Origin of the sequence: Curtobacterium sp. MCPF17_001 (assembly GCF_003234615.1) — a bacterium.
Taxonomy (GTDB): domain Bacteria; phylum Actinomycetota; class Actinomycetes; order Actinomycetales; family Microbacteriaceae; genus Curtobacterium.
In genome coordinates, this window is the sequence record NZ_QKSL01000004.1 from 200,310 (window position 1) to 224,318 (window position 24,009).

Consider the following 24,009-nt stretch of genomic DNA (forward strand, 5'->3'; position numbering starts at 1 on the left):
GATGTACCCGCCAAACGGCCAACCGTCCATGCCGCCGAACGGGCAGCAGCCATACCCGACCAACGGTCCTCCGCGATACCAGCAGAGCAATCAGCCGCCGTTCCCTCCCGGGCCGCCGTTCCCTCCCAACGGACGGCCGCCACTCACGCCAGATGGCCAACCGCCGTTCATGCAGGGCCCGCCTCCTCAGCCTCGTGGCAACGGTTTTGCAACGGCGGCCCTGGTGCTCGGTATCCTCGCGCTCCTCTTCGCCTTCGCCTCGACGCCAGCGCTGGCGGTCCTTCTTGGGGCACTGTCGCTGACGTTCGGCCTCATTTCGCTACGGAACCGCACCGGTCGAGGAGTCGCGGGCACGATCATGGGTTCGGCCGGCCTCATCATCGCGATCGCGATCGGGATGGTCAACGCAAGCAGCAGCGACGAGCCAGTGGACGCTTCTGAACAAATCGTTGCTGAGCCAGATGCGATAACTGGTGATGGGACTGTCCCCAGCGTCATCGGCAAGACCGTCGACGAGGCTCGCGCAGAGCTCGAGCAGGCGGGCTTCGATGTCGCGTCACCGGGCGCGGGCAGCGACGACGAGGTCTCGAAGCAGAGTCCGACCGCGGGCACGTCGGCCAAAGCCGGGAGCACGGTCACTTTGATGGCGACCAGCTCTGCAGGCAGCTCGGTCACGAACCCCGCGACGGTCGGAACGAAGTTCGGGATGGATTCATGGGGTCGACCTGGCGACGAAGACCCGGAGTATCGGATCTGGTTCGACGGCTACACCGAGAATCAGCCGACAACTGATTCCTGGGACGCTCCGGACACCGGCATGAAGTACGTGACGGTCGTTGTACACGTGGAGGCGCTCCAGGCAGGCGTGCACACCGGCGTCGAAACCTGGGACATCAACCTCACGGACAAGCAGGGCAAGGTCTACGAGGAGACGTACCTGTCCGGTGTGGAGGACATCCCGAGCGTGACGCTCGGCGAGGGCCAGTCGTCCAGCGGCCGCATCGCGTTCGAGGTTCCGAACGACTTCAATGGCGGAGTGCTCTCGTTCGCAGACGCAACGATCTTCGTGCGGACGAACTAGAGCGCCAGCCGTCGTACTTTGACCGGCTGTACGTCTTCCACAGGTCATCGTCCGGTCGGGTTCAAGGGCCGTTCCTTCGCGGCCATCGGAGAATGAGCGCTGAGCAGCATACAAAGCTCGGCGACGACAAAGACGGCTTTCGGCCTATGAGATACTTCACCAACTCGCGCACTGCGACGAGAGCTGCAGGTCATCGCCCTGGCAGAAGACTCCTGGCCAGCCCTCGAGTGGTCAGTGAGGCCCGGCGCGGGCGGTGCTCGAGTCCACGGCCCTTAGGGTGAGAGACGGTGCAGCCAACCAAGCTGGCTGCACAGGGGTGAGAGGGTAGAACGCGTGTCGTTGGTCGACGTAGATTCAACAACTGCCAGCCGAGCATGGCCGAACATCGCCCCAGGCAGCGTGGTGCTCGTCCGCGACGCCGAATGGCTGGTGCTCTCGACGGCACTGACCGGCTCCGGTCTCCTCATCACAGCTCAGGGGCTCTCCGAGCTCGTCCGGGACACCACCGCGACCTTCTACAGCGACCTCGACGACATCAAGCCGCTCGACCCTGCGCAGGCAACCGTCGAGGCGGACAATTCCTCGGGCTACCGCCGCGCAAAGCTTTGGCTCGAGGCGACGCTCCGGAAGACTCCAGTGCCACTGCACGAGGACGCTCTGACGGTGTCGACGCAGATGCTCGCCGACCCGCTCGACTACCAGCGTGCGGCAGTCCGGAAGGCCCTCGACCGCGACAACCTCCGACCACGCCTCCTGATCGCGGACGCAGTCGGGCTCGGCAAGACCATAGAGATCGGGATGATCCTCTCCGAGCTCGTGCGTCGCGGACGCGGAGAACGCATCCTCATCGTGACGCCGAAGCACGTCCTCGAGCAGATGCAGCAGGAGATGTGGACGAAGTTCGCACTCCCCTTCGTCCGGCTCGACTCCCTCGGTATCCAGCGCGTGCGTCAGAAGCTCCCGGCGACCCGCAACCCGTTCAGCATGTACAAGCGGGCGATCATCTCGGTCGACACGCTGAAGCAGAGCCAGTACCGCAGCCACCTCGAGAAGCAGCGCTGGGACGCCGTCGTCATCGACGAAGCGCACAACGTCATGAACAACACGACGTTGAACGGCGAGCTCGCGTCGCGCCTCGCCCCCCAGACGGACGCGCTGATCCTGGCGTCCGCGACGCCGCACAACGGCAAGAAGGACTCGTTCGCACGGCTCGTGCGCTTGCTCGACCCGACCGCGGTGACGCCGGAAGGTGAGCTGATCGAGGACGAAGTGAAGCGACTCATTATCCGCCGGCACCGGCACAGTCCTGCCGTCGCCATGGAAGTCGGTGCCGACTGGGCAGAACGGCAGGAGCCGAACAACGTCCTGGTCCCTGCATCTCCTGCCGAGGCGGCGATCGCCGAGGAGCTCTCCACGGTGTGGCTCCACCCGCAAGGCGGACGGTCCCCGTACTCCGGCGAGAACGCGTCACTCTTCCCCTGGACCCTTGCGAAGGCGTTCCTGTCGTCACCCAGTGCACTCGACGAATCGGTGCGCGAGCGTCTGAAGCGGCTCCGCAAGGGCGACGCCGACGGCGTCGTCCAGCGAGAGATCGACGCGCTGGAGCGACTCGAGCAGCTGACCGTCACCGCGCTGAGCTCAAGCTCCGGGAAGTACGACGCCCTGCTCCAGCACGCGAAGGACATCGGCGTCGGCGCGAAGTCAGAAGAACGCCTCGTGGTGTTCTCCGAGCGGGTCGCGACCCTGCACTGGCTCCGCCAGAAACTCGCGAAGGACCTCAGGCTGTCGGACAAACAGATCCGCGTGATGCACGGCGGGCTGACGGACCAGGAGCAGCAGGAGCTCGTGGACAGCTTCAAGCAGTCCGCCTCCCCCATCCGTGTGTTGATCACCGGCGACGTCGCGAGCGAGGGGGTGAACCTCCACTCCCAGTGCCACGAACTCGTGCACTTCGACATCCCCTGGAGCCTCATCCGCATCGAGCAGCGGAACGGCCGCATCGACCGGTACGGCCAGAAGCACGCGCCCCGCATCACGACTCTGCTGCTCGACGTCGACGACGACGAGTTCTCCGGTGACGTTCGTGTCCTCCGAAACCTGCTCGAACGCGAGACCGAGGCGCACTCGGCGCTCGGCGACGTCGCATCGCTCATGGGCGAGTACAGCGCGGCCGCCGAAGAGTCAGCCATCCGCGACGTGCTCCTCCGCAAGCGCAGCTTCGACGACGCGGTCCCGACCGTCGAGGCGACCCTCGAGGAAGGCGACGACATCACGCGGCTGATGGCCGAACTCGCCGCCGAACAAGCGGGCGAGAGCAGCCAGGACACCGCGCACACAACCGAACACGAACCCGCGCACTTAGGGCAGACCGACAAGGCGGACGTCGGTACTGGCCTGTTCCCGGACCTCGTTTCCTTCCTCGACACAGCGCTGGCCGAACGCTTCACCACGCCAACCGCCGACGTCGACCACGGCGGCGTCGCCTGGTCCCGCACCAATGCCATCGCCCAGATCGAACCCACGGCTGATCTCCGACAGCGGCTCGAAGTCCTGCCGCAGTCGTACCTCCGGGACCGACGGGTCACGGAACGCCTCCTCCTGGCGACGACCCCGATCCAGGGCAAAGCCGAGGTGGCCAACGCGATCAACGACAAGTCGAGCCCCTCGACCTGGCCGCACGCGCACTTCCTCGGCCCGCTGCACCCGGTCCTCGACTGGGCGGCGGACAGCGCACTCTCCCGACTCGGGCGCAACCGCGTGTACGCCGTCCGTGGCGCCGTCGACCACCCCGTCGTCGTCGTCCACGCCACCCTGACGAACCGCGCCGGCCAGGTCGTCGCCGGGTCGTTCCTGACCGTTGACTTCCCTGGCGTCGCGGAGCACTCGTTCCACTTCACCCAGCCGCACGCCGATGCGCGCTCCGCTCTGGCTCACGTCGGGTTCACCTCCGAGGTGAAGACGAACCCAGGAGCGGTCGATGCCGCACCGCTGCAGGACCTGATCCCGACTGCGGTCGAGGCCGCCCGCAGCCAGGCGGTCCAGCAGATGGAGGCCACGGCAGACGACATCCGCCGTCGCGTGCACCAGTGGGCCGCACGGATCGACGACTGGCAGGGCGCCGCCGCGGAACAGGCCCAACTGCGCGGGCTCCGAGAGCACCGAGACCGCGTCGACGACGAATCGAAGCTCGTGGACCGCATGACGCCGAACCAGCACTTCGTCCGTCCTCTCTTGGTCGTCATCCCTGCGGACAGCCCCGCAGCCCCCGAACACCCTGGAAGCGAGCACTGACCCGTGGGAACCCTGACCTCGGAAGCGATCGTCGTCGGCGAAGACTGGATCAGCGAGCACTACCTCACCACTGACGCGAAGTCGCAATCCTTCCAGAGCCGAGTGCTCGAGCGGCGGGCGGCCTGGGATGCCGAGGACACGGCGGGCGGCCCATCGACACGCGCTCGCTTCACGGCGAAGCGCGCTGAACTGATGGACCTCCTTGCGGTCGTGAACCCGGAGGGCACCGACGACGCAGCTGGCGGCCGGGAGGCCCTCAACGCGCTCTCGACGCAGCTGCGGTCCGTCCTCGGGTACGTCCAGGGCGTGTTCCACCTCGACGAGACGGGTCCGGTCCGTCACGTGGCCATCCACGGTCTGGAGGACGCCGCACCGCTGGCGCTGATCGACGCCAAGCCAGTCGCGCAACTGGAGGACTTGCTCGCCAAGGACGGCGACACGCTGCTGTCCGCGTGGACGCCGAACGACGACGACTCGAAGCCGCTGACCTCGGTGGTCCGCGCGCTGTCGGTCGTGTTCGAGGGGACCGCGAAGTTCGCGCTCGTCCTGGCTGGCCGTTGGCTCCTGGTCGCCGAACGCGACCGCTGGTACGAGGGCCGGTACCTCGCTCTCGACCTGCAGCTGGTGTGCGAGCGGAACGACGCCAAGCGTGGCGGCGAGATCGACCGCGTCCTGAGCTGCGTGGAAGCCGCATCACTCGCCCCCGACGGTGACGGTGACGTGTGGTGGACCGCGACGCTCGAAGACGCGGTCAAGCACACCGTCGGTGTCTCCGAGGATCTCCGTGAGGGTGTCCGCGAGTCCATCGAGATCATCGCGAACGACGTCGTGCAGCGCCGTCTGGAGCAGGGTCTCGAGCCCCTGCCGAAGGACCAGGCCCAGCCGCTGGCGAAGCAGTCGCTGCGGTTCCTCTACCGGATACTGTTCCTCCTCTACGCCGAGGCTTCACCGCAGCTCGGCGTCCTGCCGGTGAACGCGCCGGAGTACGAGAACGGCTACAGCCTCGACCGTCTCCGGGAGCTCGCGCTTGTCGTGATCGAGAGCCCGCAGGGCGAGCGTGCGACGCATCTGTACCAGTCACTCGACGTGCTGTTCCGCCTCGTGGATCGCGGCCACGCACCCGAGGCGAGAGATGACGACGGAGCCGAGCCGGGCCTCCAGTTCGAGAGCCTGCGAGCGGACCTGTTCAAGCCGGAGGCGATCGCCCTGATCGGCGAGGTCGGTCTCAGCGACCGGAACCTGCAGCAGGTTCTGCGCCGGCTGCTGCTCAGTAAGGAGACGAAGGGCAGGGACCGGGGTTACATCAGCTACGCCGATCTCGGGATCAACCAGCTCGGTGCGGTCTACGAGGGCCTCATGTCCTACACGGGCTTCTTCGCCGAGGAAGACCTGTTCGAGGTGGCGCCGAATGGCGACCCGTCGAAGGGCTCGTGGGTCGTCCCCGTCGGACGCGAGACCGGTATCGAGTCGCACCACTTCGTGACTCGCGAAGACCCGGACACCGGCCAGCCGAAGCGCGTGCGTCACCCCGCGGGCTCCTTCGTCTACCGCCTCGCCGGCCGTGAGCGCCAGCAGTCGGCGTCGTACTACACGCCGGAGGTGCTGACGCAGTTCACGGTGTCTCAGGCGCTCGAGGAGCTGCTCGACCAGGATGGCCAGCGAACGAACGCGGAGGAGATCCTCTCGCTGACGGTCTGCGAACCCGCACTCGGCTCGGGTGCGTTCGCGATCGAGGCAGTCCGCCAGCTCGCGGAGCAGTACCTGAAGCGTCGCGAGGAGGAGCTCGGCGAGCGCGTCGACCCGGACGACCGGCCGCGACAGTTGCAAAAGATCAAGGCGGCGATCGCGCTCCACCAGGTGTACGGCGTCGACCTCAACGCGACCGCCGTCGAGTTCGCCGAGATCACGCTGTGGCTCGACACCATGTCCGAGGGACTCGAAGCTCCGTGGTTCGGCCTGCACCTCCGCCGCGGCAACTCGCTGATCGGTGCCCGCCGCGCCGTGTACGACCGCTCGTCGATCTCGAGCAAAGCCTGGCTCAAGCAGGTCCCGCGGGACGTCCCGCTCCTCAACGAGGTCGAACTCGGCGAGGGGCAGCTCCGCGCGTCGACCGCTGGTGCCGTGCACCACTTCCTCCTGCCCGCCGAGGGCTGGGGTAGCGCGGTCGATGCCAAGGAGGCGAAGGAACTCGCGCCGGAAGCGCTCGCAGCGTTGAAGACGTGGCGTCGCGGCATCTTGGCGAAGCCGACGACGAAGCAGATCGACCAGCTCGTCGCGCTCGCCTACCGCGTTGAGACGCTGTGGGACCTCGCGAGGCGTCGATTGACCATCGCCGAGCAGGAGATCCGGCGCGACATCAAGCTGTGGGGCCGCGATCGACCGGACTCCGAGCGGCAGCCCGTCGTGTCTCGCGAGGAGATCGAACGGACCCTGAACGATCGGGACGGCGCCTACCAGCGACTCCGTCGGGTGATGGACGCGTGGTGCGCAATGTGGTTCTGGCCGCTCACGGACACCCTCATCGACGGGGCGACGCCGCCGACGCTCGACGAGTGGATCGCGACCCTCCGCGAGCTGCTCGGTGAGCACACCGTCGCGAAGCCGAGGGCTGTTGCGCACGGTCAGGTCACGCTCGGTTCGTCACAGTCCGGCTGGGAGGCACTCAACGACGAGGAGCGCGATGATCTCGACTTCGCGAGCGCCCGCCACGTCGAGGACGTCCTGCGGGACCACCCGTGGCTTGCGGCATCGCAGCGGATCGCCGAACAGCAGGGCTTCTTCCACTGGGAACTCGACTTCGCCAGCGTCTTCGAGCGCGGCGGCTTCGATCTGCAGGTGGGCAACCCGCCGTGGGTGCGACCCCGCTCGGACGTCAACGCGCTCCTCGCGGAGGGCGACCCGTGGTGGCAGCTCGCCGTCAAGCCACCGCGCAGCGAGGTCGCCTCAAGACGCGAAGAGACACTTTGTCTTCCAGGCGTCAGAAACCTGGTAGTGCGGGACGTTTCTGACGTTACTGCTACTGCCGCATTCCTCGGCTCGAGCAACTTATACCCATCTCTGGTGGGGACACAGCCCGATCTCTATCGGGCATTCATGCTCCTTACTTGGCGAATCGGTCATCGTTCAGGTCGGATCGGACTGATTCATTTTGACACTCACTTCACAGACGAAAAAGCTCGAACACTTCGCGAAGCGACCTACAGCCGTTTGAAAAGACATTGGCACTTCATGAATGAGCTACAGCTGTTCGACATTGGACATCAGAAACAGTATAGCGTCAATATCTATGCTAGCCTCAGTGCTGACATCTCCTTCATCAATGCAAGCTGGATCTACCACCCCGCGACCATTGTGCGAAGCCTTTTGCATTCTGGCGAAGGAGTCGAACCAGGCTACAAAGATCCGCAAGGAGCATGGGACGTTCGCCCCCACGCCAACCGCATCATCACGGTAACGCAGGAGACGCTTGCGACGTGGCACGCCTTCCTTGAGGATGAGGTTGTCCCCGTGCGACAATCCCGCATGGTTTACCCGGTAAACAAAGCCACCGCGGCCGTGCTCGATAAACTGTCAGCCTGCGCGCGCTTTGGTGAGCTAAATTTGGAATACAGTCGCGGGTGGGACGAAAGTATCGATAGCAAGAAGGGCTTGATCGAGACAAGTTGGGGCCCAGTCTCCTCCTGGAGCGAAGCGATCTTGCAAGGACCGCATATCTTTGTGGGTAACCCGTTGTACAAATCCCCGAATAGCACAATGCAGAACAATCTGGATTGGTCTGCGACCGACCTCGAAGCGTTGGCGATTGACGCAACGCCGACCACGGCATATAAGCCGTCCGGGGACCGAGCGATTTACGACGGCTCCTACACTCGTTGGGCGGACGGCCTCCACTCCGCAAGAGATTTTTACCGAGTTGCGTGGCGAAGCATGGCAGCGAACACCGGCGAAAGAACGCTAATCTCGAGCGTGATTCCGCCTGGAGCCGCCCATGTGCTGGGTATATACTCCGCTCGCGTCAAGTCAAATGACCTTCACACACTGGCGCTCATGGGAGCAATCAGCGCCTCCCTCGTAGCTGACTTTGCTATACGCGTTGCTCCTCGCTCAAACATCATCAATAGCACGTTCGCTCGGCTACCATTCCCTCGCAATCTACACCCTCTTCTTTCCTATGAACTTCGCTCTAACTATCTGAAGCTGGTAGGCTTATCATCCGCTTTTGAAGCATTTCGGCTCGCCGCACTTGAAATCATTCAAACAAGCTCTACAGTGGGTCCACTGCCCGAGGATTCCGCGCCATGGGAGCCATATCGAAAAGCCATTGACCGTCGTCGGGCCCTCGTCAATATCGACGCAATAGTGGCGTTGTCTGTCGGGCTGAGCGCTGACGAGTTGTGCACGCTCTACAGAACTCAGTTTGCAGTGCTGTATGGCTACGACCGCAACGTGTACTTCTACGACGCGAATGGCCGGCTGGTGCCGAACGAGGTACTCAAGGTGTGGCGGCAGAAGCACGACGCGATCAGCGAGGACGAGCGCACGGCGACGAACGCGTCGGGCAACACCTACACGTACGAACTCCCGTTCCAGACGCTTGATCGCGAGGCTGACATGCGCCAGGCGTACGCCCACTTCGAGAAGCTCCTGAAGGACGAAGAATGAGTGAGCTACTCCCCTCCGTGCAGGCCGGCGAGATCACGAAGGGGCTCGTCGACTTCCTGACGACGACGTTCGCGCTTTCCGAGCCCGAGGCGCAGACGACGCTGCAGCAGTTCCTGCAGGACCCGGAGGACGGGATCTTCCGAGGGCCGTACGTCCGGCTCCGGCTGCCGTTCCGTGCAGCAGATCCCGGATGGGAGGCGGCGCTCGAGTGGACTCCCCCGATTGCTCCGTACGGGCACCAGGCGGAAGCCCTCGCCCGGCTCTCGAGCTTGCAGACGCCCGAGCACGACGGTCCGCAGCCGACGCTCGTCACGACCGGGACCGGGTCGGGGAAGACCGAGGCATTCCTCTATCCGATCCTCGATCACGTCCTGCGCGCGAAGCGGAAGGGCGTCGAGGGGATCAAGGCGCTCATCCTCTACCCGATGAACGCGCTGGCGAACGACCAGGCTCGACGCATCACCGACCTGATCATGACCGACCCGGCGCTCGGCGGCATCCGAGCGGCGCTCTACGTCGGCGAGGAAGGCCCGCAGCGCTCGGCTGTGACGAAGGACGGGCTGATCACCTCGCGTCCCGCCATGCGGGAGCAGGCTCCGGACGTCCTGCTCACCAACTACAAGATGTTGGACCAGCTGCTGTTGCGTCCGTCGGACGCGACCCTCTGGGACCAGAGCGCCACGAGCCTCCAGTACCTGGTCCTGGACGAGTTCCACACGTACGACGGCGCCCAGGGGACGGACGTGGCCATGCTCCTGCGTCGCCTCGGCCTCGCGCTCAAGGGACGCTGGGCCGACGATGGCTTCGACGCTGCGGCGCGGCAGCGTTCGCTCGGCGTCGTGACGCCCGTGGCGACGTCAGCGACGCTCGGCGACGGGAGCGACCCGAGCGCGATGATCGCGTTCGCGAACACGGTGTTCGGCGGCGGGTTCGACGTTTCGAGCGTCGTCACCGAGACGAGACTGTCCGTCGACGAGTGGGCTCGTGAGTCCATCGAGGCGGTCGAGGAGCTGCACCTGGCACCGGTTCCGCTGATCGACGCTCGCACCGCGCAGCTCCAGAAGCAGCTCGGCGGACACCGCCGCAGCCCGGAGGAGATCACGGCCGCGGTGCTCGAGTTGTTCTACGTCGCTATGGAGGACGAGGGCGGTCAGGAGCGCTTCGCAGCTGCGCTTGCTTCGGCAACCGACGACGCGGACCGGCTCGAGCTCGAGTTCGCGCTCATGCTGGCTCATCCCTTCGTCCGGACGCTCGTGACCGCGAGCGAACAGGCGACTTCCCTCACCGAACTCGCGCGGACACTGTTCCCCGACGAACTCGTCGCAGGCGAGCGGCCCGCTGACCGGGACGACGCTCGCCGAACCACAATCGTGATGGTGCTCGCCGCGCTCAGCCACCTCCGCAAGGAGGTCGGACGCCGGTCGGTGTCGGTCGACCTGCACCTCTGGGTGCGCTCCCTCACGCGCGTCGACCGGGCGGCGCAGGCGCTACCCGAGTTCCGCTGGGCTGACGACGGCGAGCTGCGGACGGATGCCGGTGTCGGGCCCGCCGCAGCGGAGATCGCGCCGGCCTTCCCGGCCCTGTACTGCCGGCACTGCGGTCGCAGTGGCTGGGGCGTCGAGCTGGCCCCGACCGGCTGGGACCTGGCGCAGACCGATGCGAACATCCGCCGGGACCACGCCACCAAGCAGTCGAAGAGCCGGTTCCGGGCACTCATCCACGCGCCCCGTGAAGGAGAACTCGCCACCGCCGGCGAGAGCGACGACGGGCTGACCACCGGCCCGTGGTGGTTCCGCGTGGCAGACCGACAGCTCACGAGCGAGCGCCCGAATGCTGACGACGAGGGCGTCGCAGTACCGGTCCTGACGCTGACGGGCAACGACGCGGACGACGAGTCCCGCGACGACGTCTGCCCCAACTGCGGCAAGTCGAACGGCATCCGGTTCCTGGGGTCAGCGATCGCCACGCAGCTGTCCACCGTCGTCACGACCCTGTTCGGCGACCGGCACCTCGACGTCGGTGAGAAGAAGGCGCTGGTTTTCACCGACAGCGTGCAGGACGCTGCGCACCGCGCGGGCTTCATCCAGAGCCGGGCCCGGGTCTTCAACCTGCGGAACGCCGTCCGACAGGCGGTCGCAGAAGAAACGACGCTCGACGACATCCCGGCGGCGATGATGGCCGCCGCGCAGACGCCGAGCCAGCGGTACCGGCTCCTGCCTCCCGACCTCGCCGAGCGGAACGGCTTCCGCGGGTTCTGGGACACGGACAAGTCCGTGTCGGCAGTCGTCAAGAAGCGGGTGCAGCGGAGGCTGGCCTTCGACCTCGCGCTCGAGTTCGGTCTCGAATCGCGGGTCGGGCGCACCCTCGAGGAGACCGGCAGCCTGGCCGCGCACGTCGAGGCAGGGCCGGCAACCCGCCTGGAGGCAGTGGGTCGCGCCGCCGTCGAAGGTCTCGAAGTCGCCTGGTCGCTCGACGACAGCCGTGATGGTCTCCTCGACGGCGCATCGGTGGTCCGCTGGGTGCGCGGCACTCTCGAACGGCTACGTGAGCGCGGCGCGATCGACCACCCCTGGCTGGACAAGTACGTCGAGAACGACGGCAACCGCCACTGGGTCTGGGGCGGCCGGCCGCGACAAGAGGGCATGCCCGCCTTCCCGAAGGGCCGCGAAGCGCCCGCGTTCGCGCGGGTGGGCAAGAAGACGACCGGCGCGCGTGAGTCGGCACTCGACACGGTCACGTCCTCGCAGAGCTGGTACGCACGGTGGACCGCTCGATGCCTGGGAGTCGTGCCGTCGGCGGGCGAGAAGCTCGCGCGTCGGCTCTTCGAGACGCTCGACCGCGAGGGGATCGTGACGTCACGGCCGATCGCGGGTGGGGACACCCGTGCCTACGGACTGGCACCGAGCAGCGTCATCATCGCTCCGGTCGTCGGATCCGGCGTCGGTCAGACGCTCGTCTGCGACACCTGCGAGACCGAGACACCGTCCGCTCCCACCACCGTGGACCAGCTCACTGGCGGGCCGTGCACCATGGCGCGGTGCCCGGGCATGCTCCTGCGCAAGGATGCGAAGCCGGAGAACTTCTACCGAGACCAGTACGACAACGGCCAGATGCGTCGCGTCGTCGCTCGCGAGCACACGAGCCTGCTCGAGGACAAGCTCCGGCTCGACTACGAGACCCAGTTCAAGAACAGCGGTGTGCGGCCCGACGCGCCGAACGTCCTCGTCGCGACGCCGACGCTCGAGATGGGCATCGACATCGGTGACCTGTCGACCGTCTTCCTGGCCGGACTCCCCCGAACAGTGTCGTCCTACCTGCAGCGCGTCGGGCGAGCCGGGCGACTGACCGGGAACGCCCTCATCCTCGCGTTCATCCTCGGACGGGGTGACCAGCTACCGAAAATCGGTGATCCGTCGTCCGTCATCAACGGTGCCGTCCGGCCCCCAGCGACGTACTTGAACGCGATCGAGATCCTGCAGCGCCAGTACACCGCCTTCGTCATCGATCAGCTCGCTGCGGATGGCGCACTCCCGGAGGTCCAGTACGCACCGACGGTCCTCGAGGGTTCGGACCCCGGTTCGTTCCTCGACCTGGTCATCGCCCACGCGGAACAACGCGCGGACGAGCACCTCGCGCGCTTCTCCGGCGCGTTCGACACATTGAGCGAGGACGTTGTCAACGGGCTGTCCGACTGGGCTCGTCCGGTCGGCACAGCCGTTCGGTCGAGCCAGCTCGCGCGGACGTTGCTCGACGCGAGCCTGCACTGGAACCAGGAGCTCGAGCGGATCCGGATCCGGACGAAGGCGATCGAGGAGTCGCTGCCCGAACTCAAGCGCCTGGCCGAACTTACCAAGGAGAGCGAGGACGTGTCCGCCCACAACGCGGCTCGAGCCTCGCTGCGCCTAGCGAAAAAGCAGGCCGGGCAACGACGGACCGAGTTCTGGGTCGCGGCGCTCGAACGGTACGGCGTGCTCCCGAACTACACGCTGCTCGACGACCGCGTGCAACTCGATGTCGGGCTGACCTGGATCGATCCCGAGTCCGGCGAGTTCGCCGAGGAACAGCGGAGCTACGAGCGAGGGCGCAGCCGTGCGATCAGTGAGTTCGCACCAGGCGCGCACTTCTACGCGCAGGGCCTCGACGTGACAATCGATGCGGTCGATCTCGGCACTGAGGGCGAACAGGTCAGGACCATGGCGTTCTGCCCCGATTGCGGCTTCGCGCGCGATCTGGAGGAGGGCGCCGTCGCGACGTGCCCGAGGTGTTCGAGCACCGCCATCGCAGACGTCGACCAACGGCTCCGCGTCGTCGAGATCGAGCACGTCTCCGCCGAGGTCAGACGCGACGAGTCGAGCATCAGCGACTCCAATGAGGAACGCGAGCGCGTCCGCTTCACCGTCCAGCTCGCCGCAGACCTGGACGACGCGGACGTGTCGGCGCAGTGGTACGTCGACGAGGTTGGGTTCGGGTGCAAGTTCGCGCGGTCGATGACGCTGCGTTGGGTGAACCTCGGTCGCACGGGGCTCGGGGCGAGTCGATTCGTCGCCGGATCGGAGCACGCCGCACCGTTGTTCCGCGTCTGCAAGGGCTGCGGGAAGCTCGACCGCGAGGGTGACACGAACAACGCGTGGGAACACCGAGTGTGGTGTCGGTACCGCAAGGACCGAGCTGAGCACACCGACACGATCGCCCTCACGCGGACGCTCACGACACAGGCCATCGTGCTGCGGGTACCGCCTTCGATGACCGTCGGCGACGCCCTGTCGATGCCGAGCTTGTCCGCCGCGATCCAGCTCGGTCTGCGCGAGGTGATCGGCGGCGATCCCGACCACCTCCAGCTCGGGACCATCGTCGAACCCGTCCCCGGCGAGGACGTGAACAACCTCGCGTTGCTCATCCACGACACCGTGCCCGGTGGGACCGGTTACCTCGCCGACCTTGCGGACCCGGCGCGCATTCGGGAGGTGTTCGAGCAGGCCCTCGCAGCCCTGGAGCGGTGCGATTGCGCCAGCGACCCGGTCCGAGCGGCGTGCGACAAGTGTCTGCTGCCGTTCGCCCCCGGGGGCGATGTGGGAAGCGTGTCGCGCACCAGCGCACTCCACAACCTCCAGGTGCTGCTGCAGTACCGCGACGGGAGCGCGTCAGACTGGTCGACGACCGAGGTCGACCCGGGTGTCCAAGACCCAGAGTCACACCTCGAGCAGTGGTTCCGGAAGATGTTCAAGGAGCGGGTGACGGCGCTCGGCGCCAGCCTGAAGGAGATCCCGGGCGAGTGGGGGTCAACGGTCCAAGTCACGCTCCCTGGACAGCACCGGACGTGGTCGTTGCGGCCACAACAGCTCGTCGGCGGCACCCGGCCGGACTTCGTGCTCGAGGCATCGGGGGCTCATGTCCCTCCGATTGCGATCTACACGGACGGTTTCGCATACCACGCATCGCCGGCGAACCTGCGACTTGCGGACGACGCGACGAAGCGCCAGGGCCTGCGTGATCTCGGCTACCGCGTCGTCGCTCTGACGTGGGATGACCTGCGCCGCCTGCGAGACGGTGAACCGGAGCTCGATCTGGACATCTACGACCCGTCGACGTCGTTGAAGTTCGCCGGGCCGTTCCAGCTGACCCCGGCGGACGTCCAGATGCTCGACGAGAACCCGGTCACGACCCTGATGGGATGGATCCAGAGCCCTGAGGATGCTGCAGCACGGACAGAGCGTCTCGCCGATGCGCTCCCGATGCTCGCGATCCCCAGGGGCAAGATGGTCGCCGAGAGCGGGTCGATCGTCGAGCAGGCGATCGCACTCGCGCTCGCCAGCAGCGGGCCGGTCACGGCTGGTCCGACGTCGTGGGCGCTCCGGTCCGCACACCTCGCGATGCTCGCGCGTCGTCCGGTCGGCGTGCAGGGAGCGACACCGCCCGAGGCAGCGCTCGTGCTCGACGACGGCCCGGAAGCGCTGACCGCACCAGGTTTCCGGGAAGCTTGGCAGCGATGGCTCCGACTGTCGAACCTGCTCGGAGCCCGCTTGGTCGAGCCGGTGACCATCACGACGGCCAGCTCCAGCACTGGCATCGCCGTTGCTCCGACGGTGCCGATACGCGAGGAGTCCCGCGCGGATCTCACGACGGAGTGGAAGGAGCTGATCGCGTTGGCCGAGCCGGAAGAGGCGTCGATCCTCCGACAGCTCGCGGAAGTCGGCGGCGTCGTTCCCGTCCTCGGCCACGAGACGAACAGCGGCATCCCCGTCCCGATCGCGTGGCCAGAGGAACGCATCGCGCTCGACGCACTGTTGAGCGAAGCAGACCGGGACGAACTCCTCGGTGACGGATGGTCGCTCGTCTCGCCCTCGGACGACCCTGCTCTCCTCCGAATCCCGCGCAACCGGAAGGACTCCTGACATGCCGTTGCTCGTCATGGCGAACATGCAGCAGAAGCTCGAGAAGGTCGTTCAGTTGAAGCTTTTCGCCTTCATGGCGAAATTGCAGACCGACGACACCCTGCCCGGGTTGCACATCGAGCCGATCGTCAACTCTGCAGACCCGCGCGCCCGGACCGGTCGTGTCGACCAGAAGCTGCGGGCGGTGCTCTACAAGATCGAGGTGCCGTCCGGGCCGACGACCTACGTCTGCGCGGGTGTGTACGAGCACGACGAGGGCACCGAGATCGCGAAGTCGCAGGTGCTTCGGGTCAACCCGGTCAACGGGGTGACAGAGCTGATCGCAGCGCCTGCACCGGCACCCGCTGCCCAGGCGGCCCAGTGGGTTCCTGAGCCGCCGACGTCGCAGAAGCCGTTCCTCGACCAGTTCGGGTACACGGCTGAAGACCTGACGAGCTCGCTCGGCTTCGACCTCGAGACAGCCGAACGACTCCTCGCGTTCGCCGCCGAGGACGAACTCCTGGCCTTCGCGGAGTCGTTGCCGAACCAGTGGCAGCAGAACGCGGCGCTCGGTCTCGCGGTCGGTGACTCGATCGAGGGGGTCAAGACCTCCCTCGGACTTGGTGACACGGAGCCGGACACAGCTGCTCCGGCGACGATGGACCGCCCCGCGGAGGTGACGCACAGCGGCTCTCCGGAGGAGACCGAGGCTTCGGAGCTGCTCGAATCACTCAAGCGCCCCGCGTCGCAGATGCAGTTCACGTTCGTCGATGATGATGAGGAACTTCGCCGGGTCATCGAGGGTGGCGACTTCGGAGCGTGGCGGGTGTTCCTGCACCCCGAACAGCGTGCCTACGCGACGCGCGCCTACAAAGGACCCTTCCGCTTGACCGGAGGTGCCGGCACCGGCAAGACGGTGGTCCTGCTGCACCGAGCTCGAGAACTCGCCGGGGACACGAACGCGCGGATCGTCCTCACGACGTTCACCAGGACCCTCGCCGGGATGCTCGACCGGGACCTCCGACGTCTCGATCCTCAGCTCGCTCGCGCATCGCAGCTCGGCGAGACCGGCATCCTCACCGCGGGGATCGACCAGCTCGCGCACGCCGTCCGGGACGCCGCAGATCCGGCCGGCTGGGAGCAGGCATCGATCGACGCCATCGGGTGGGACGCCGGGCGTTCCACCTCCCTGGTCTCGAACGGCATCGGCTGGGACGAGGCAATTTTCGACGCCAAGCCCGACCTTCCCGGTGAGCTGCGGTCGCCCGCTTTCCTGGAGAGCGAGTACCTCCAAGTCGTCCTACCGAACGGTGTGATCACACGGGCGGACTACTTCGCCGCCCGACGTCCCGGCCGCGGGGTGGCTCTCGACCGGGCGAAGCGCGCTCAGGTGTGGTCCGTGATCGAACAGTTCCGGCGCAATGCGCGAGCCCATCGCCGGCTCTCGTGGGCAGAGCTCTCGTCCGTGGCTGCCGCATACCTCGACGCTTACCCCGAGGAGCGCCCCGCTGACCACGTCCTCGTCGATGAGGCCCAGGACCTGACGCCGAGCCACTGGACGATGCTCCGCGCGCTCGTCGGCGAGCACGGCAACGACCTGTTCGTCGCCGAGGACTCGCACCAGCGCATCTACGGGCAGCGGGTCGTACTGTCGCGTCTCGGCATCAAGATCGTGGGCAGGTCGCGGCGCCTCACCCTCAACTACCGGACGACGCAGCAGAACCTGCGGTACGCGCTCGGCGTGCTCGGAGGCGGCGAGTTCACGGACAGCGAGGGAAGCCCCCAGGACGAGCAGGGCTACCGGTCCGCGCGACTCGGACCCGACGTGCGCGTCCGGGGACATCAGATGCCCGCGGCGCAGTACGACGCGCTGGCGCAACAGCTTGAGGACTGGAGAGCCGAGTCCAGCGACGTGGAGTCGATGGCGGTGCTCGTCCGGACGAAGAGCGCGACCGAGACCGTGGTTCAGCAGCTCGCCACGCGGGAGGTGCCCGCGACGGAGAAGTCCGCACGCGGCAAGGTCCGGGTGATGACGATGCACAGCGCCAAGGGCCTCGAGTTCTCCCGGGTCGTCCTGTTCGACGTTTCCGAGGGTGTCGTCCCGAACAAGCTGGCCCTGCAACATGCAGCGCCCGAAGAGCGAGGCGACGCCGAACTCAGGGAACGATCACTGCTGTACGTAGCCGCCAGCCGTGCTCGCGATGAGCTCGTCGTCAGCTGGCAAGGAGCGCCATCCCCGCTCCTTGCACGCTGAGCACCTCTTCGCCGTGATGAATGAAGCCGCCCTCACGAAGATGGTCACAGCGCTCGTACCGACCATGGCGAGGAGCCTGGCCGAGCAGTTCAACGTGTTTCGAGTGATGCACCACGGCACACACGAGAAGCAGTTGTCGAACGTGTTCGCCTGGCTCCTGAGGGTCGACGCCACGCACCACCTCGGGGACGCGTTTCAACGCATCCTGCTTGCCCGCATCAACTCGGCTCTGTCTCGTGGTGAGCAGCTGCCGCTCGCCGGGTTCCGCGTGCTTCAAGAGGTCGACACGACGACCGCTACCGATCCCGGCAAGGACATCGCCGACATCGTCCTGCTGCGCGACGACACAGCGGTGATGATCGAGAACTTCGAGTCATCCGACGGCCACGGGCACGACTACGAGAGCTACCTTGCCTACGGCAGCGCGAACGGGCGACGGAGCGTCGTCGTGATGCTCTGCGCCCGTCGTGAACGCCAGCGCCTGTCGATGGGCTGGGAGGATGCCGTCGTCATCACCTACGCCGAGGTACTCGATGACCTTCGGGCGCACCTCGATGCTGATCGCAGGTGGCGTGGCGCGAACCCCCGCCAGGACGTGTTCATCAACGAGCTCATCGATCAATTCGTGGAGGGACCGCAGGCGATGACAGTGCAGGAACAGTTGGAGTTCATCAAGACGATGTGCGAGACCGGCGAGTCCGCTCGGTACGGGCGGCGCCCCGTCGCGTCAATCGCGGAGGACTTCGCGGCGCAGATCGCCCTGCACGCTCAGCGGCAGTTCGAGGACAGCCGTAGCACCCTCGGCTCGGTGAAACGCACCTTGCGCCAGCACGCGGTGCGCGTGGTCCGTCCCCGGGTGAACGAGCTCCTCGGTGCTGACACGGTCCACTCCGTGTCGGCGAACTTCCAAGGGCAGTGGGAGTGGTGTTCGACACTCGTGACACCGAGAAGTAAGCCGAACATCTTCCTGGAGTTCGGGCCGACCGCCGTGACGGAGAACGAACGAGCCCCAGAGCCCGTGAGCGAGCCCGACTACTCGAGGGTGTTCGTCACGCGGCAAGCAGGAGCGGGGATCGACCGCATCGTGCAGACGGACGTGACCCTGGAAGAGGTCCTCGCGGGGCTAGCCGACGACGACCAACGCCTGGTCGACGTCGTCGCCACCCTCATCCGTGATCATCCGACCCTGTCCTGATCACCGAGCTTGTACTCTCCGCGCGAACACCGACGACAACTGACGGGTGATGTGAACGACTGACTGATCGAGGTCGAGCGCGTGTTGTCGCACTTCCGGTCCGTTGATGACGGCGACGCGACGCGGCTCGTCCTCGCCCGCCGCGTAAAGGAGGTGACCCCGTGACAACCCGAACCTCCGGCAGTACGCCGCCATCTGGTACAGATCAGCGTTCGGGTACTGCCCGTGCTTCTCCACCTTGTACTTCACGTCGATGCACGCCCGCACCTCGCCATCGACCACCCACACGAGGTCCGGCGCGATCTTCACCGTCCCCTCGACATCGAGCGTCGACTGGTACTGCGACACGAGCACTCCCCCGTACGGCTTGAACGCCTCGCGGAGCGCAGCCGACACGAAGTCCTCGAACACCGACCACATGTCGACGAGGAACCCGGAGGCGACGACCGAACCGGCCCGCTGCTCGATCGACGACCCGGACAGCACGAGCGAGGCCAACGCCAGCGCCGACGAGTACCGCTGGTTCCGCCGATCCGGCCGGACGACCGGTACCGGAGCACCGACCGGGATCAGGGACACCCCGTCGAGCACCCGGACGATCCGCTGCAACGCCCCGAGGGCGTCGGCCGGCACCCCGGGCAGCCGGAGGAGCCGAGTAGCAGCGGTCAGCAGCACCTGGTTCTCCGCGATGTCCTCGACGTAGTCGTCGAACGACACCTCGACCGGCAGCGGCTGCCCACCCCGCCGCGTCAGCTGGTCGCCGATCCGCCACCGCCCACGCACGAGTGGCAGCGCGTCCTCCCGCGTGACGTACCCGCGGAGCGGCCCGCCTGCGAGCGCCCGTGAGGCCTGCCGCACGAACGCGTGGGCGAGTGCCGGCACGAGGTCCTCGTCCTCCTCGAACCCGAAGTCGTCCTCGGTCCAGATCGCGCTCCCGGCACGCGCGTAGCCGAGCATCGCGAACAGGCGTCGGACGGGCGTCTTCGGCTTGAGCCACACGGTGTGCCCCGCGATCCGCACGACGCCCACCTTCCGGACACCGCTGACGCGGTACTCGTCGGCGCCCCGCGTCGGCGCGACCGACGCGATGTTCGCGGCGGCGAGCCCGACGGCCACCGCCCGCGGGAGCCGGTGCACGACCGGCTGGTCCGCCTCCCGCAACTCAATCGTCGACGAAAGCACCTTCGGCCCCGTCCGACACGGAGGGCGTCGCCTGGCGACGCAGCGTCGTCAGGCCGTACCGCGCCTCCAGGTCAACGCCTTCCCCGTAGTGGTGCTCCGCCAGGAGCGGCAGGATTTCGTACCGCCACACGTCCTGCAGGCCGGTCCCGGCCAGGTCTCGCATCAGGAAGGACGGGCCCACCTTCGCATCGTGGTCCTGGATCTGCGCGTTGAGCCGTGACAACAGGTCGGCACGATCATCCTGGAGGCCTTTGGCCTCCACCCAACGCGACAACACGTTCTGCACGGGCTCGCGTTCCGGGTGCAGCTCGATGAACGCGAAGCGGCGCCGCATCGCGGCGTCGAGCATCGCGATCGAGCGATCTGCTGTGTTCATCGTGCCGATGATGAAGATGTTGCTCGGCAGGGTGAACGGCTCGTCACTGTAGAGCAGGGAGATCTCGCTGTCGCGGTACTCAAGCAGGAAGTAGAGCTCGCCGAAGACCTTGGCGATGTTGCCGCGGTTGATCTCGTCGATGACCAGGAAGTAGTTCGCCTCCGGATTGGCGGCTGCGGAGTCTGCGAGCCTTCGGAGTGGGCCCTTCCGGAGGCTGAATGCGAGATTGCCGCTGTCGTCGTTGGCGACGGGGCGGAAGCCCTCGAAGAAGTCCTCGTACGAGTACGTCGGGTGGAACTGCACGATGGTGGTCTCGCCGTCGGTTCCTCCGGTGACGTGCTTCGAGAGGACCTGCGCGAGGAATGTCTTGCCCGTGCCGGGAGGGCCGTAGAGGATGACCTGCTTGCGGCGCTCGATGAGGTCGAGGGTGTCCTGGAGCCAGCGTTCGGGCATGTGGAGGGACGTAGCAAGTATGGGCACGACGGACGGAAAAGGCGACCGCACCGGTGGCTCCGCCTGGACGAGGACTGAGATCGATTCGCCAGGGTCGCTCACCTGCGGTTCGTCCTTCCGAACCGTCGGCTCCACCTGCTGCCAACGGCCGAAGAGCGGTTCCTCGTAGAATTTTGCAGGCCCCTTCGCCTTAGCCTGCAGAGCGATGGCGATCTGTTGGAACTGAGCGTCGGGGTCGTCGTCTGCCTGCCCCTCGACTTCCCCGGCAAAGGCCAGTCGTATCGCCTCCCGAGCGGTGCTGGAGATGACCTCGCCGAACACACCCGGGTGAACGAGGTAGAGCAGCTCGTTGCGCTGAGTCGGGAAGGCCGCACCGGGAATGTTGTCGACGAAGTCCCGCCACGCCCAAGGGTCGTCAAGCGCGTGCTCCCGCGCCTCTCGGTCAAGGGCGATCCACATCGAGGCACAGCGCATGACGATCGACATTGCTCGATAGAGCTGAACCGACATCCCCGTTCCGGGGTTGAAGGACCACGCGCGGAATGCGCTATCGATATCTCCGGGGATCGTGACCGGGTGGTCCATTTGACCCAGGAGGAACTCCACTCGCTGCCGCTTCTTTTTCTCGCCGGGGTTCTGGAGAGGGAGCACTTGCCAGCCGATGAGTTCTGCCATCAGGAGCTTCGCGTCGTCGGACGTCCCGTCGAACTGTCGGCCCAGCCTTTCAAGGAAATCCGCGCCTTCGATGTCCGGCTGCTCGAGGAAGCATCGCTCGAGCTCGGCGACGACGTCGGCACGCCAGATCTCGCGGCCCGGGGCGAACACCGAGTCGAGCGCACGCAGCCCGCGTTCGACGAACACTTGACCCGTCATGCGAACGAGTTCGGCGCGGTCGTCTGGCGGCAGGATCTCGGTCCGGAGACGCATCTCCCGGTCCTCACGGAGTGCGCGTTGAAAAGCGCGCTGCCGGTCGTTCAGCGCGGCACGGAACTGCTCGAAGGGGACGCCGTCGGCCGAGGCGCGACGGCCGTCGTCTGTCACGTGCCACTCACCGCGGACGGGCTTGGACAGGAAGCCCGCGTGCACCAGACCAGCTGAGCCCCAGAAGAAGTCTGACTGTCCCTGGGGCTTGCCGTGCTGGTTCGGCGCAAGCTCTTCGCCTTCGAGCGGAACTCGTGCGCGTGCTGCGTCCCAGACATCGAGCCGGCTCGCTGCGCCTCCTCGTTCATCGAGGTAGCGAAGGGCTGCCCGAAGGCGGTTCGTCCGATTGATGGAACGGCTCATGGTCCTTGTGTCCTTCCGGCCGGTCAGCGAGCTGCCGCTCGCGCCTGCGACGGCGATCCAGGCTCGAGTCCCTGCTCCCGCATGAAGTTGAGCGCTCGCTCGACGATCAGGATCTTCTTCCGGAGCTCGACGAGCACCGGCGACTTCGGATCGGAGTACTCGTCCAGCCGCTCGTGCGAGCGCCTCACCTGCCGCTCCGTCTCGACGAGCAGCTGCCAAACGGCGAGATCTTGATCAAGGTCGAGCTTCTGGCGCAGAATGACCGCTGCGAGCTGCCGCATGACTATCGACTCGACTGCTTCGGAGGATGTACTCGAACTTGCGAGCCCGAACGCGATGCCGCCCCCGCCGGCTGTCACGAGGCTGCCGGCGGTGATGAGGCCGCCGATCATCCCGCCGGGCCCGAATGCTGCGAGAGCGCTCGTCACGGCGGCAGCTCCCGCCAGACCGGCGCCGGCTGCGAGCGCCAACCCTCCGGTCGCGACGACGATCGCCACCGCGCCCACGCCCAGCGCGCCGATCCTGATCCAGTTCGGCCCCTTGCTCCCGGACAGGACCTTCTCGGCTTGGTCAAGGGCGTCGAGGACGTCTCCGCCCAGGACGCTCCCGAGGCCGAGCTCCGCCGTGAGGTCGCGCATCGCTTGTCGCTTCACCACTTCACCGAAACCGACGTCGAAGGGTCTCAGGAAGTTGTCAGAGGCGAGGACGATCAGTTGGACGAGCGCGTCTTCCTTGCTGAGGTACATGCCGGGCTCGGGCGGCATCGCCGTGGCTCCGGGATCGGCCAAGTCGAACCTCAGTCGGCCGATCAACTCGGGCCGTGCCCGCCCCTCGCTGTTGCGACGCTGAAGCATCGCCTCGACTGCGGTCGATTGGACTACTCGCAGCGCTCCGAGGAAACGGTCCTGCAGATCGTCCTTGAGCTGTGTGCTGACGAGGTGCGCGTAACGCAGTGCGAGTAGTACGACACGCTCGTCAGCGTCGAGCGGAGCGTCGACCGCGTTGACCGTCTGCACGAGTTCTGTCGAGAGCGAACCGTGCATCGCGTAGCCGATTGCTTCAGCGACCCGTGGATCGGACAAATACTCGGCTGCGGTGTGGACGCGAGGGCTCGGGGATGTCGTGACACGGAGATCCAAAAGCCACGGCATGACCGAGGAGAGACCGCGGTGCGCCGCCACCGGATCGAGACCGTTCCAGAAGTTGATCCACCAGCCGAGGTTCGTCGGTGGTTCCTGCATCGTCTCTCGCAAGTCCGTTGCGCGCACGGACCCGCTCGCAAGCGGGCTTCCGATGGTGATCATCCCGACGACCGTCAAAGAGACAGGGAGGCGTCGAACGAGGTCGGCTGCGATGACTGACCCGAGACTGTGTCCCACGATGAGCAGCTCGCCCGCGGGCGGAAGCGAGTCGAGAACCCGGTTGAGCACCCGCGCGCGCGCCTGCTCGTCGTTGAGGTAGTTGTGCGCCTGCTTGAAGGGAGGCGTTTCGAAGGCGATGTCGACGATCATGTTGGCCACCGGCCGGAGCGATGTGTCCTCGTGCTGACCGAGTCGGTACTCCATGGCGCTCGTGCGTCGCTCGAAGTCGCGTCGATTGGTCCGCGCTTCGTCCTTACCGGGCTGCTTCACGGTCACTGGGGGCACGTGGTACTTACCATCGCCGTTGTGCAGCGCGTACGCGTACTTCGGCGCGATCCACCGGTCGGGGTCGAGAGCCGGATACCCAAGACGGACCAGTGCTCCCGACAGCGCAACCTGCCAGTCATCTTCGACATCGCCTGTGCCGACACCATGCAGGAACAGGAGAACAGGACGAGCGCTCACGAGTGACCTTCTCAGGGAGTTGACGAACCTTCGA

At 66.4% G+C, this 24,009-nt stretch carries 9 protein-coding genes; 6 read left to right on the forward strand and 3 right to left on the reverse strand.

Translation table 11 applies throughout. From position 1 onward, the window contains the following. Positions 1-223: 223 nt before the first annotated feature. From DEJ24_RS05975 to DEJ24_RS06000, 6 genes are all read left to right on the forward strand, one after another. Positions 224-1,081 carry a PASTA domain-containing protein gene (locus tag DEJ24_RS05975; protein WP_181436537.1) on the forward strand — a complete coding sequence of 286 codons (858 nt, stop codon included), beginning with the start codon at positions 224-226 and terminating at the stop codon, positions 1,079-1,081. Positions 1,082-1,483: 402 nt separating this feature from the next. Then, positions 1,484-4,372: a DEAD/DEAH box helicase gene (locus DEJ24_RS05980; RefSeq protein ID WP_258374740.1), complete on the forward strand. Its 2,889-nt coding sequence runs from the start codon at positions 1,484-1,486 to the stop codon at positions 4,370-4,372. Between the two features lie 3 nt (positions 4,373-4,375). Further along, a complete protein-coding gene (locus DEJ24_RS05985; protein ID WP_258374741.1) occupies positions 4,376-9,034 on the forward strand; it encodes an Eco57I restriction-modification methylase domain-containing protein in 4,659 nt (1,552 codons plus the stop codon). Further along, the gene (locus tag DEJ24_RS05990) at positions 9,031-15,426 is read left to right on the forward strand and encodes a DEAD/DEAH box helicase (RefSeq protein WP_111077711.1); all 6,396 of its coding nucleotides are present in this window, start codon (positions 9,031-9,033) and stop codon (positions 15,424-15,426) included. Before DEJ24_RS05985 ends, DEJ24_RS05990 begins: the two co-directional genes overlap by 4 nt. Position 15,427: 1 nt before the next feature. After that, positions 15,428-17,659, forward strand: a complete 2,232-nt coding sequence (locus tag DEJ24_RS05995) for a 3'-5' exonuclease (protein WP_111077712.1) — start codon at positions 15,428-15,430, stop codon at positions 17,657-17,659. After that, entirely contained in the window at positions 17,649-18,854 is a 1,206-nt protein-coding gene (locus tag DEJ24_RS06000; RefSeq protein ID WP_258374742.1) for a PD-(D/E)XK nuclease family protein, read from the forward strand. Before DEJ24_RS05995 ends, DEJ24_RS06000 begins: the two co-directional genes overlap by 11 nt. On the opposite strand, the gene DEJ24_RS06005 is transcribed toward DEJ24_RS06000, so the two are convergent. Genes DEJ24_RS06005 through DEJ24_RS06015 form a run of 3 tightly spaced genes read right to left on the reverse strand, consistent with a single transcriptional unit; the run spans position 18,855 to position 23,975 of the window. Then, positions 18,855-19,991: an McrC family protein gene (locus DEJ24_RS06005; protein ID WP_146245940.1), complete on the reverse strand. Its 1,137-nt coding sequence runs from the start codon at positions 19,989-19,991 to the stop codon at positions 18,855-18,857. 25 nt (positions 19,992-20,016) lie between these two features. Beyond that, on the reverse strand, positions 20,017-22,149 hold the full coding sequence (locus DEJ24_RS06010; protein ID WP_111077714.1) for an McrB family protein: 2,133 nt from the start codon (positions 22,147-22,149) through the stop codon (positions 20,017-20,019). Positions 22,150-22,172: 23 nt separating this feature from the next. Continuing rightward, positions 22,173-23,975 carry a hypothetical protein gene (locus DEJ24_RS06015; protein WP_111077715.1) on the reverse strand — a complete coding sequence of 601 codons (1,803 nt, stop codon included), beginning with the start codon at positions 23,973-23,975 and terminating at the stop codon, positions 22,173-22,175. Positions 23,976-24,009 lie beyond the last annotated feature (34 nt).